This window comes from Phenylobacterium aquaticum, assembly GCF_947378715.1.
Taxonomy (GTDB): Bacteria; Pseudomonadota; Alphaproteobacteria; order Caulobacterales; family Caulobacteraceae; genus Phenylobacterium; species Phenylobacterium aquaticum_A.
The window spans coordinates 1-12,730 of record NZ_CANCLE010000117.1 but is presented as its reverse complement, the minus strand read 5'-3'; the positions used below and the strand labels follow the sequence as shown (position 1 = coordinate 12,730).

General features: G+C 70.7%; 6 protein-coding genes. 1 reads left to right on the top strand and 5 read right to left on the bottom strand.

Annotated features, from left to right (window positions below):
• From Q7P21_RS14575 to Q7P21_RS14555, 5 genes are all read right to left on the bottom strand, one after another.
• Positions 1-1,088: FAD-binding oxidoreductase (locus Q7P21_RS14575; protein WP_304177638.1), on the bottom strand; the 1,088-nt coding region annotated here is incomplete at its 3' end.
• A gap of 123 nt (positions 1,089-1,211) precedes the next feature.
• Positions 1,212-2,639, bottom strand: coding sequence for an amidase (locus Q7P21_RS14570; RefSeq protein WP_304177637.1), 1,428 nt, complete (start codon positions 2,637-2,639; stop codon positions 1,212-1,214).
• Positions 2,640-2,680: 41 nt separating this feature from the next.
• A complete protein-coding gene (locus Q7P21_RS14565; protein ID WP_304167783.1) occupies positions 2,681-4,159 on the bottom strand; it encodes an MFS transporter in 1,479 nt (492 codons plus the stop codon).
• 197 nt (positions 4,160-4,356) lie between these two features.
• A complete protein-coding gene (locus tag Q7P21_RS14560; protein WP_304177635.1) occupies positions 4,357-4,785 on the bottom strand; it encodes a cytochrome c in 429 nt (142 codons plus the stop codon).
• 2 nt (positions 4,786-4,787) lie between these two features.
• Positions 4,788-6,380 carry a flavin monoamine oxidase family protein gene (locus Q7P21_RS14555; RefSeq protein ID WP_304167790.1) on the bottom strand — a complete coding sequence of 531 codons (1,593 nt, stop codon included), beginning with the start codon at positions 6,378-6,380 and terminating at the stop codon, positions 4,788-4,790.
• Between the two features lie 477 nt (positions 6,381-6,857).
• On the opposite strand from Q7P21_RS14555, the gene Q7P21_RS14550 reads away from it, so the two are divergent.
• The coding region (locus tag Q7P21_RS14550) for an ice nucleation protein (protein ID WP_304177634.1) at positions 6,858-12,730 on the top strand (5,873 nt) is incomplete at its 3' end.

Genomic DNA, 12,730 nt, shown 5'->3' with positions numbered 1-12,730 from the left:
GGGTGGGTGTCGATGACGAAGTGATCGTCGGCCGTGGCCTCGATCTGGCAGACCCGGGTCTCCAGGATCGGGGCGTCGCGCATGTCGGGGAACCGGTGGCCGATATAGTCGCGGCCGCGCTTCAGCAGATAGTCGGTGGCCAGGCGCTCGGCGGTGTCGGGGTCCTGGGCGACCCGGCCCAGGGCGGCGGGCGAGTACTTCAAACCGCGCTCGATGCTGCCAAAGCCATAGCCGCCGACCACATGGTCATGCCAGGCCGGCTGCCGGGGCCAGGAGAACCGGTCGTCGCCGGCCGGGACGCCCCAGTAATAGTACTCGCTGCGATAGACATCGACCTTCCGCCCCATCAGGGCCGGGAACATCTTGGCCGACCAGGGGCCACAGGCGAACACCACCTGGCCCGCCGCGATCGAACTGCCGTCATTGAGCTTCAGGCTGGTCATGTGGCGGCCCACCGCCTCGCCGGGCAGGGCGCGGGCGATGCGGAAGGTCCCGCCCTTCTTCTGGAACACCTCGGAGACCAGGATCATGCTCTCGCGGGCCTTGATCACCGCGGCGCTGCTCTTCTCGATGAAGGCGAAGTCGACATCGTCGAAGCTCATCTGCGGATAACGGACGCGCAGCGCCGCCTGGTCCAGCACCTCATAGGGGATCTTCAGGTCGTCGAAGATCTTGCGCTGGGCCAGCATGGCCGGCGACCAGTTCTGGGCCAGCTCGATCCGGTCATTGGGATAGAGGATCGTGCGGCCGAACTCCGCCTGGCGCAGCTTCCACATCTTCAGCGCCGTCGCCGCCCAGCTGGAATAGATCGCCTGGGGGCCATAGCCGGAGCGGATCGAACGGGTCTCGCCGGCCGAGGAGGCGCGGGGGCTGGCCGGGCCATATTCGTCGATCGAGATCACCTTCAGGCCGCGCTCGCGCAGCACCAGGGCGATCCAGCCGCCGAAGGCGCCCGCGCCGACCACGGCGACATCATAGGCGCCGCCCGATCCCACCGCCGAGGTCTGGGCCTTGGCCACACCCGGTGCGGCGCCAGCCACGGCGGCCGCCAGGCCCGCATCCTTCAGGAACGACCGTCGGTCCATCATCGCCCAAATCCTCCCGCGCCGCGTCCGCGACCCTAGAGCGCCGCAGACCTCGGGCGCGCCCGCAAAGGCCCGTCTCGGCCTCGATCCGTCCCGACGACTGGAAAAGCGGCGCCGGACCGCCCCCTAGTTCCAGATCGGCGGGCGGCGATCCTTCCAGGGCAGTTCCTTCTCCAGCTGGCCGGCCAGGCGATAGAGCGTCGCCTCGTCGGCGAAGCGGCCGGTGAACATCATGCCGATCGGCAGGCCGTCCTGCGATTGCCACAGCGGCAGGGACAGCGAGGGTTGGCCGGTGAAATTGGCCGGCGGGGTGGTGGCGTAGGTCGCGGCCTGGCGCTTGTCGAAGTCCTTGGTGTCGCTCATCCGCGGGTCCAGCCAGTCGACCCGAGGCGCCGGCGTGCTCATCACCGGGGTCAGATAGACATCGAAACTCTCGAAGGCCGCCAGGATCTGGCGGTTCATCAGCCGCAGCTGCTGGAAGCCCCAGAAGGCCTGCTGGCCGGTGATGCGCTTGCCAGCCTCGAAACCCCGGCGCGCCAGGGGACCCAGCTCGTCATCGCCGGGTTCGCGGCCCAGCCGCTCGATCCAGCGCTGGACATTGGCGGAGAAATTGGCGGCGCTGGCCAGGCCCTGGGCCCGATAGAGCAGCCGCTGGTCGATGCCCAGGCCCTGTTCGAACACCTCGTGGCCGAGCCCCTTCAGCAGCTCGACCGTGCGGGCCATGGCCTCCGCCACCTCGCCGGAGATCGGCCGGCCGCTGGGGGTCTCCGCCGACCAGGCGATGCGCAGCTTGCCGGGGCTCTTCTCGATCTCGGCCAGATAGGGTCCGACCTTGGCCGGCGCCTGGAAGGGATCGCCGGGCTGGGCGTATCCGGTGGCGTCCAGCATGGCGGCGCTGTCGCGCACCGTGCGGCTGACCACATGGTGGACCGAGAAGCCCAGGGCCCCGTCCGAGACCTCGCAGATCGGGGTGCGGTCGCGCGTAATCTTCATGCCCACCAGGCCGCAGCAGGCGGCTGGGATGCGGATCGAGCCCAGGCCGTCGCTGGCGTGGGCCAGGGGCACGATCCCCGCCGCCGTGGCCGAGGCCGCCCCGCCGGACGAGCCGCCGGAGATGTGATCCGGGTTCCAGGGATTGCGGCAGGCGCCCAGCCGGTCGGAATGGGTGACGCCGGGAATGCCGAACTCCGGCGTGTTGCTCTTGCCGACCAGGACGACGCCGGCGGCGCGGTAGCGCCGGACCAGCTCGCTGTCCTCAGCGTCGGCGGCCACCTGGGCGAAGTTGCTGCCGGAGGTGCGGGGCCAGCCCGCGACCTGGGCGCCCAGGTCCTTGATCAGGAACGGCACGCCCCGGAACGGTCCGTCGGGCAGGCCGCCCGCCACGACCTGGCGGGCCTCGTCATAGGCCTTGTGGACCACGGCGTTGAGCGCGCCATTGTGGCGCTCGATCCGCTCGATCGCCGCTTCCAGCACCTCGCCGGCCGAGACCTCGCCCTTGGCCACCAGGGCCGCGAGGCCCAATCCGTCATGCTCGGCGTATTCGGGGAAGGCCATGGGTCAGCTCCTGCAGCGTTTTCCGAAAGGTGTGACGCGCCTCAGGCGCGCTGGCGGCGCTCCATCAGGGCGCCATGGATACGGGCATGGTCTTCGCGGCCCCGGCGATAGCGCAACAGCATCAGCACCGAGATCGCGGTGATCAGCGCCGCGCCCGGACCATAGACCAGGCCCAGATTGCGCACCGCCTCGGGCGGGATCGGCACGGCGGCCCCGCCGTGGAGATCCAGGCCATGGGGAAATCCGATCAGGTCCAGCACCAGGCCGGCGATCAGGGCGCCGACCCCGCTCGAAGCCTTGGCCGACAGGCTGATGCCCGCGAAATAGAGCCCCTCGCGCCGGGCGCCGAACAGATGCTCGTGCTCGTCGGCCGCGTCGGCCATCATCGACTGGAAGCCGATCAGGGCGAAGGAGGCGCCGACGCCGGCCAGGCCGGCCGCCGCCATCAGGGCGACGATGGCGCTATCGGGCTGGATCACGCCGGCCAGCCGCAGCGGCACCGGCAGCAGCTGACAGGCGCCGATCAGGCCGATGCCGCTCAAGGCGATGGTCCGCTTCTCAAGCGTCCGCCCCAGGAAGCTGGCGATGAACACCCCGATCAGCACGCCAAGCGTACCGGTCAGGGTGATGATCAGGATGGCGGAGCTGGGCAGCTTCCAGAAATAGGTGTTGGCGTGCAGGGTCAGGGCGCTGGCGACGCCCAGGGCTACGAACAGGATCAGGCAGGCGAAGAACAGGATGCGGAACGAGGGGTTGCGGAACACCTCGGCGACCTCGGCGAAGAACCGGGCGGCGGTGGCCTTGCCCTCCGGGGCGGCATGCAGCCGGTCGCGGGCGCGGAGCGTGCCCAGCGTGCTGACCGCCGCGCCCAGCAGCACCAGGCCGCCGCAGGTGATCGCGAAGGGCCCATAGGCCGCCCGGTGCATCTGGCCGCCGACCCCCTTGAGGAACACGCCATAGGCCAGGAAGGCCGCGACCCCGCCGGCCACCACCGTGAACAGCACCCGGGCGGCGACGATGGTCGAGCGCTCCGCATAGTCGTCCGACAGCTCCGCCCCGAGCGCGATATAGGGCACGGTGAAGCCCGACATGCCGATGCGAACCACCAGCAGGGCGACCAGCGCATAGGCGAACAGGCCGACCCCCGACAGGCTGGGCGGGATCGAGAACAGCATTACGAAGGCCGCCACCATCGGGATGGCGCTGACGATCATGAAGGGGTGGCGACGGCCATGCCGCGAGCGGCTGTTGTCGGACAGCGAACCCACCAGCGGATCGATGAAGGAGTCCAGCACCAGGGCGATGCCCAGAGCCGCCCCGGCCATCACGCCGGGCATGCCGCAGATGATGGTCAGGTAGAACAGCAGCAGCGTGTTGAGGCCGAAATTGGCCGTGTCCTGGACCAGGGCTCCGGTCCCATAGGCCGTCAGCATGCCCAGCCCCAACCGCGAGGACCGCGCCGTGTGATTGGCGTCCTCGCCGGCGGCGGGCGCCTCGGCCTTCAATACGGTCTGCGTCATCTTTCCCCCGAACGCGCCGCCTCTTCGGCGGTCCATGACACCCGTCTGATGCGGGCGCGGCGCGCCACCAGGTCCCCGACTCTGTCGAAGGCCGGATGGCGCGTCCGGGAATTACCGACCACAGAGCGGCCCAAGGTCCAAGTCCCCATTGGCCTGGCGAGGCGGAAAACCGCCCTGGCCGGGTCGCCGGATCGGGATCAGTGCGCGGGCGGGCCGGCGAGGCGGGAGACATCGGCCGCGGTCACCGGCTCGGGATAGGCGTTGCCGAAATTGGTGCGGATATAGCTGATCACCGCCGCCGTCTGGGCCGGGCTGAGCGTGTCATTGAACCAGGGCATGGCGCCGCGCCCCTTGGACACCATGATGATCGGATAGGCCGCGACCTTCAGCTTGGGATTGCTGGCGAGCGCAGGGATCTTGCCGGCCCCGGTCGCGCCCTTGCCGTCGGCCATGTGGCAGGCCTGGCAGACCATGGTGTAGACCTCCTGGCCAGTCACCGGCACGGGAGGCTTGCTGCCGCCGGGACCCGGTTCATCGGCCAGGGCCGGCGCCGCCGCCGCGATCATCGCCGCGCCCAGGATCGCACGGAACCCAAGCCTCACGCGAAACTTCGAGATGTGGGTCATGATCAGGCCTCCAGCGCGCGCTTGTGCAGACGGGTGATGGCGTCGATGGACGAGAGCAGCGCCCCCTCCATCCAGCAGCCGACATAGGATGCGTGCTCGCCGGCCAGGACCACGCGGTCGTCCATGGCGACCAGGGTCTGGTAGTGGGCCTCGCGGGTCTCCTCGGTCCAGCGGGCGCAGCAGCCGAGCATCCAGGGCACGCGGTTCCAGGCGACGGACGCCCCGTTCAGGAATTCCTTGCGATAGCTCTCCGGGTGGAACACCGAGCCCTGGGCCAGGGCCGCCTCGATCCGCTGCTCCGGGGTCATGCCGGCCAGGTGATAGCCGCCCATGCCGCTCGCGAAGGCGCCCAAGAGGACCGCCGGGCCGTCCTTGAAGAAGTTGTTGTTGGGATAGGAGATCAGGCTGATCTCCTGGTTGGTGAAGCTGTGGCCGCCATAGATCGAGGCGTCCTCCTCCCAGAACCGGCGGCTCATCTCCAGGCCGATCTTGACCGAGTTGGAATAGGGCACGGCGGCGATCGCCGCCTGCAGGCCGTCGGACAGGTTGCTCTCGATCTGGCTCAGCACCGTGAGCGGGATGGTGCAGACGCACCAGTCGGCCTTGGCCTCGGTGACCGCGCCCGTGCCGGTGTCGGCATAGGTGACGGTCACGCCCTTCTTGCCCTGGTCGATCTTGGTGACCTTGGCGTTGTAGGTGATCAGCGGCTGGACCTTGGCCGCAAAGGCCTTGCCGATCATGCCCATGCCGCCGACCGGCTGGAACATGGTGGTCTGGAACTCGCTGTTCATGAAGAACGCCATGTTCCGCCAGATGCCGGAATCCAGCACGTCATGCAGGGCGAAGACATCCGAGGGCGTCGGCGCGCCATTGACCCCGCCGCCCGGCGGCCGGTCGAAGCCCCGGTGCTCGGACGAGCGCAGGTTCTTGGCGTAGCGCATGTCCTTGTCGAGCATGCCCCATTCGCGCAGCGCCTCCTTCAGGCGGTCGCGATCCTCGGCCGTGACCTCGGCGTCGAGGCTCTTCTGGTCGAGCGCCTTGCCGAGCAGCTCGGCGACATTGCCCTCGAAGTCGGCGGCCAGCGCCTTGAACCTCTGGGGCTTGCCGCCGAAGGCGCCGACATTATGCACATAGGCGTTGTGGTTGAACTGGATGAAGGGCTCGAGCGCCACGCCGAACGACTTGCAATAGTGCAGCAGGGTCCGGTGGTGGTGCGGGATGCGCCAGGGGCCAGGGTTCATGTAGTTGCCGGGCGCGAAGCCGACCTTCTGGGTCGCCCCGCCCAGCTCGGTATAGGTGTCGCCGCCATAGAGCGACCAGTTCCGCCCGCCTGCCCGGCCCTGATATTCCAGGATCTGGACCTTGTAGCCGGCCTTGGTCAGCTCATAGGCCGCCAGCATGCCGGCCAGGCCCGCGCCCAGCACGATCACCGAGGCGCCCTTCTTGGCGCCTGACAGGTTGGGCGGGCCGGCGAACTGGGTCTCGGCCGCGTACCCCAGCGTGGTCATCATGTTGTAGAGCAGGGCGGTCCCGCCCAGGACCCCGATGGTCGACAGCAACTGTCGGCGTGTCGTCTTCTGACCGGTCTGTTCCATGCGGCGTCCTCCCTGACCCTGCGGAGCCCTGTCCTACGAAGCCCGGTTCGGCCGACGCCACCGCCAAAGCCCCCGCCCGGCGTTTTTGGGCCGCCTGCCTGCGGTTTGACGGCCGGAGCGCGCCAGTGGCGACGGATCGGGCAGTTCGTCGCCACGGCGACGGCCGCCTTCCGACTCGGGTTGGAGCCCGGCCTGCGCCCCGCCGTTTTAACGGATGGGCGGCGACTGCGTCGGCAGAAGCTGCCGCCCGACGCCGCCATGCTTCAGAAATCCCTATTAATTCATCGTTTTACCAAAATTCTGACTTGGCACGACTTTTGCGTCGGTTTGGTTAATGGCGACGCCCAGAGCCGGGCGCCGCGCAGGGGACCCCATGGCCGCCTACGGGGCTAGGTACAGCTTGAGTTCTGCCGGTCGGGCGCCTGTCCCGGCTTGCGAGCCCGCGCGCCGGCCGGTGGTGATCAAAGGCCTGCGCCCATGATCTCGGCCTATTCGATCTACAGCCCCCAGCAGATCGCCAGCCTCAGCCGCGAGACCGTCACCGGCCTGACCTCGACCGATCTGAACAGCCTGTCGGCGACCCAGATCGCCGCCCTGACCACGACGGAGATCAGCCAGCTCAGCGGGACCCAGCTGGCGGCCCTGTCGACCCGTCAGATGACGGCCCTGACCAAGGTCCAGATCCAGGCGCTGGTTCCCAGCCAGATCACCTTCAGCGCCGCCCAGCTGTCGGTGCTCAGCGCCTCGCAGTTCACCGGCTTCGATCCGCAGGACATCGCCAGCCTCGCCGCGACCCAGATGAGCGGCCTGACGGCGGCCGATCTGGCGGCCCTGTCGGGCGACCAGCTGGCCGCCCTGACCACCTCGCAGATCGCCGGCCTGACCACCAAACAGCTCAACGGCCTGACCGGAACCGAACTGGCCGCGCTGTCCAGCGACCAGCTCGCGGCCCTGACCGGTCCCCAGGTGGCGTCCCTCACCTCCGGCCAGGTCCGGGGCCTGACCCAGACCCAGCTGCAGTCCCTGTCGGACGGGCAGTTCGCCGCCCTGACCGCCACCGAGGTCGGCGCCTTCACCACCACCCAGATCAGCGCCCTCACCCCCACCCAGATCAGCGCCCTGTCGAGCGCCCAGATCAAGGCCCTGACCGCCCAGGACATGGCCGCCCTGGACCCCGACCAGCTGGCCGGGGTCAGCTCGACCCAGCTGGCGGTCCTGGCCACCACCCAGATCCGCAGCCTCTCCGGCGACCAGATCGGCGCGCTGACCACCACCCAGCTGGCCGGCCTGACGCCCGCGGCCCTGGGGTCGCTGACCACCACCCAGCTCAACGCCCTGGCGACGACCCAGATCGCCGCCCTGACCCCGCGCCAGGTCTCCGGCATGACCGGCTCCGGCCTGGCCAGCCTCAGCCTCGACCAGTTCGCCAGCCTGTCCTCGGACCAGATGGCGGCCCTGACCACCGTGCAGATGCGCGGCCTGGCGACGACCGAGATCGCGGCCATCTCCGGCGACCAGCTCGCCAGCCTCTCGGCCACCCAGATCGCCGCCCTGAGCGCGGCCCAGGTCAAGAGCCTGACCACCGACCACATCGCCGGCCTCAGCTCCGGCCAGCTGGCCGGCCTGACCCTCACCGAGATCGGCGCGCTCACCCCCACCCAGATCGCCGCCCTGGCCACCACCCAGGTCGCCGCCCTGACCAGCCCGCAGATCAAGGGCTTCAGCGCCGCCAGCCTGGGCGCCCTGAGCGCCGATCAGGTCGGCGCGCTGTCGACCACCCAGATCGCCGCCCTGGCCGCCAGCCAGGTCAAGGGGCTGACCTCGACCCAGCTGACCGGCCTGGCCGACACCCAGCTGGCCGCCCTGTCGGCCGCCGACGTCAGCGCGCTCACCACCAGCCAGGTCGCCGCCCTGACCCCGGCCCAGGTCGGACGGCTGAGCGCCCAGCAGATCATGGCCCTGCCCCCGGCCAGCGTCGCGGCCCTGTCCGGCGAGCAGTTCGCGGCCCTGTCCTCGACCCAGCTTGGCGCCATGAGCGCCATGCAGATCCGCGCCTTCACCACCACCGAGGTCGCCGGACTCTCCAACCAGGCCCTCGACGCCCTCACCTCGACCCAGGTCAGCGCCCTGGGCGTGGCCCAGCTGGCCGCCCTCAGCGCCACCCAGTTCGCCACCCTGGACCAGACCCAGATCAGCGGCCTGACGGCCGCCCAGGTCCGGGCCCTGTCCACCACCGTGATCTCGAACCTCAGCAGCGATCAGTTCGCGGGCCTCAGCTCCAGCGGCGTCGGCGCCCTGACCGACGATCAGATCGGCGCCCTGACCACCGCCCAGGTCGCGGCCCTGAGCGTCACCCAGATCGATGGCCTCACCGCCGGCGAATTGGCCGATCTCAGCGCCGATCAGTTCGCCGCGCTCACCGCCACCCAGGTCGCCAGCCTGAACATGGTCCAGGTGCGCGGCTTCACCACCACTGAGATCGGCGGCCTGACCGATGCTCAGCTGAAGGTCCTGGCCCCGACCCAGATTTCCGCCTTCAGCCGCGCCCAGTGGCAGGGCGTGACCGAGACCCAGATCGCCAGCCTCAGCAACACCCAGCTGGCGGGCCTCAGCGCCGCCGGCCTGAGCGGGTTCGCTTCGACCCAGATCGGCGCCCTGGCCACCACCCAGGTCGCGGCGCTCAGCGCCACCCAGATCGCCGGCCTGACCGCCACATCCCTCGGGATCCTGTCCCTCGACCAGCTGGGGGCGCTCAGCGCCACCCAGATCGCCGGCCTGACCGCGACCCAGGTCAAGGGCCTGGCCGCCTCCCAGCTCACCGCCCTGTCGAACGGCCAGTTGGCGGCGCTTTCCGCCTCGGACCTCGCGGCTCTCAACGCCACCCAGGTCACCGGCCTGGCGACAACCCAGATCGCCGCCCTCACCACCACCCAGATCAAGGGCCTGGCCGGCGCCAGCCTGGCGGCCCTGTCCTCGGACCAGTTCGCCAGCCTGTCGGCCACCCAGCTCTCGGCCCTCAACGCCGCCCAGATTCGCGGCCTGACCACCACCCAGGTCTCGGCCTTCACCAACACCCAGCTGGGCAGCCTCTCGACCACCCAGGTCACCGGCCTGACGGTCGGCCAGGTCAAGAGCCTCAGCGAGGATCAGGTCACCGCCCTGACCCCGACCCAGCTGGCGGTGCTGAACGCCGACCAGATCCAGGCCCTGGTCGACACCCAGCTTGAGGCCCTCAGCACCCGCCAGATCGCCGGCTTCACCTCGACCGAGCTCGGCAATCTCACCACCACCCAGATCGGCGCCCTGACCACCACCCAGGTCGGCGCGCTGTCCACCACCCAGATGCGCGGCCTGACCGCGATCGAGATCGGGGCGCTCAGCTCCGACCAGCTGGACGCCTTGTCCTCGACCCAGGTCGCCGCCCTCACCGCGACCCAGATCAAGGGCGTGCTGCCGGCGGACCTTGCGGCCTTCAGCGCCAATCAGTTCGGCGCCCTGACCACCACCCAGGTCGCGGCCCTGACCCCCACCCAGATCCGGGGCCTGAGCGATTCCCAGATCGCGGCCCTGGCCACGACCCAGTTCGCCGCCCTCACCGCCACGGCGATCGGCGGGCTGAGCGCGGACCAGATCGACGGCCTGGCCACCACCCAGCTGGCCGGCCTGACCACCACCCAGGTCCAGGGATTGTCGCCGACCAGCCTGGCCGCCCTGGACTCCAACCAGCTGGGGGCGCTGTCGACCACCCAGGTCGCCGCCTTCACCACCACCCAGATCGTCGGCCTGACCGATGACCAGATCGGCGCCCTGAGCGCGACCCAGATCGGCGCCCTGACCGCCGCCGAGCTGGCCGCCTTCACCCCGGGCCACATCGCGGCCATGACCACGGCCGAGGTCGCCGGCCTGACCACCACCCAGATCCAGGGGCTGACCGCGACCGCCGTCGGCGCCCTGTCCTTCGAACAGCTGCAGGCGCTCAGCACCACCCAGGTCGCAGCCCTCACCGCCGCCCAGGTCAAGGGGCTGTCCGACGAGGACGTCGCCAACCTCACCGCGACCCAGATGGCCACCCTGGCCACCACCCAGGTCGCCGCCCTGTCCGCCACCGGGGTCAAGGGCCTGACCGCCGCCCAGCTCGCCGGCCTGACCTCCACCCAGCTGGGCGCCCTGACCGCGACCCAGGTGGGGGCGCTGACCACCGACCAGATCCCGACGCTGGCCACCACCCAGCTCACCGCGCTCACCACCACCCAGGCCCGGGGCCTGACGGCGGCCGGGGTCGCGGCCCTGTCCTGGGACCAGCTGACGGCCCTGACCACCACCCAGATCGCCGGCCTGGGCGCGACCCAGATCCGCGGCCTGACCCCGGACCAGGTCAGCGCCCTGACCTCGCCGCAGATCGCCGCCCTGACCAGCCAGGAACTGGGGGCGTTCAGCGCCAGCCAGACCCAGGCCCTGATGACCACCCAGGTCGCCGCCCTGACCACCACCCAGGTCCGGGGCCTCAGCGCCGCCGCCATCGGGGCCCTGTCGTCCGACCAGCTCCAGGCCCTGACCACCACCCAGGTCGCGGCCCTGGCCAACACCCAGATGAACGGCCTGACCGGGGACGAGGTCGGCGCCCTGACGACCGCCCAGCTGGCGGCCATGGCCACCGGCCAGGTCGCCGCCCTGTCCGCCACCGGCCTCAAGGGCCTGACCGCCGATCAGCTGGGCGCGCTCACCACCCGCCAGTTCGCCGCCCTGACCTCGACCCAGCTGGGCGCGCTGACCGTCGACCAGATCCCCTCGCTCAGCGGCGCCCAGGTCGCGGCCCTGACCGCCAACCAGATCCGGGGCCTGGCCTCCACCCAGGTCGCCGCCCTCTCGGTCGGCCAGGTCAACGCCCTGACCACCACCCAGATCGCCGGCCTGTCGACCACCCTGGTGAAGGGGCTGACCGAGGACCAGATCGTCAATCTGACCTCCGGCCAGCTGGCGGCCCTGACGGCGGCCGAGCTCGGCGCCTTCGCCGCCACCCAGGTCAGCGCCCTGGCCACCACCCAGGTGGCCGCCCTGACCACCAGCCAGATTCGCGGGCTCAACGCCTCGGGGGTCGGCGCCCTGACCCTCGACCAGCTCCAGGCCCTGACCACCTCCCAGCTGGCCGCGCTGGCCACCACCCAGATGAAGGGGCTGACCGCCGACGAGGTCGCGGCCCTGACCTCGAACCAGCTGGCCGCCCTGGCCACCACCCAGGTCGCCGCCCTGTCGGCCACCGGCATCTCCGGCCTGACCGAGGGCGAGATCGACCTGCTCAGCGCCGCGCAGTTCGGGGCGATCACCTCGACCCAGATGGGCGCCCTCAGCCAGGTCCAGATCGCCTCCCTGTCGGAGGCCCAGGTCGCCGCGCTCAGCACCACCCAGATGCGCGGCCTGGTCAGCACCCAGGTCGCGGCCATGTCGGTGGAACAGGTCGACGCCCTGTCGCCGGCCCAGCTCGCCGCCCTCTCGGCCACGGCCGCGCCGGGCCTGTCGGCCACCGCCGTCGCCAGCCTCAGCGCCGGCCAGGTCGCCGCCCTGACCTCGACCCAGCTCAACGCCCTGACCCAGGATCAGGTCGCCGCCTTCAGCGCCGCCCAGGTCGCGGCCCTGACCACCAGCCAGGTGCGCGGCGTGACCTCCACCGGGATCAGCGCGCTCGGCTCCACCCAGGTCTCGGCCCTGACCACCACCCAGGTCGCCACCCTGACCTCGACCCAGGTCAGCGGCCTGACCCTGGACAGCATCTCCGCCCTGACCCCGGCCCAGCTGGCGGCCCTGTCCGCCGCCCAGGTCGGCGCCATCGCCACCACCGCCGTCCAGGGCCTGACCGCCACCGAACTGGCCGCCCTGACCACCACCCAGCTGGCCGCCATCACCTCGACCCAGATCGGGGCCATGGCCCAGGCCCAGATTTCGGCCCTGTCGGCGACCCAGATCGGCCTCCTGAGCACCAGCCAGGTCATGGGCCTGACCAGCACCGAGGTCGCCGGCATGTCGGCGACCCAGGTGGCCGCCTTCAAGCCGGCCCAGCTCGCCGCCCTGTCCGCGACCGCCGCCCCCGGCCTGACCACGACCGCCGTCGCCAGCCTGTCCACGACCCAGGTCGCGGCCCTGGCCTCGACCCAGATCAATGCGCTGACCACCGACCAGATCGGGGCCTTCGGCGCCGCCCAGCTCGCCCGACTGTCCGCCGCCCAGATCGGCGGCCTGACCAGCACGGCGGTCGGCAGCCTCTCGACCACCACCATCGCCGGCCTCACCGCCACCCAGGTGGCCGGCCTGACGGCCGCCCAGGTCGGCGGTCTCACCACCAGTGAAGTCCAGGC

What these genes read in the sequence shown, in the direction of transcription:
- Q7P21_RS14570 (WP_304177637.1), bottom strand. Translation starts at nt 2,639, where the DNA reads ATGGCCTTCCCCGAATACGCCGAGCATGACGGATTGGGCCTCGCGGCC.
- Q7P21_RS14565 (WP_304167783.1), bottom strand. Translation starts at nt 4,159, where the DNA reads ATGACGCAGACCGTATTGAAGGCCGAGGCGCCCGCCGCCGGCGAGGAC.
- Q7P21_RS14560 (WP_304177635.1), bottom strand. Translation starts at nt 4,785, where the DNA reads ATGACCCACATCTCGAAGTTTCGCGTGAGGCTTGGGTTCCGTGCGATC.
- Q7P21_RS14555 (WP_304167790.1), bottom strand. Translation starts at nt 6,380, where the DNA reads ATGGAACAGACCGGTCAGAAGACGACACGCCGACAGTTGCTGTCGACC.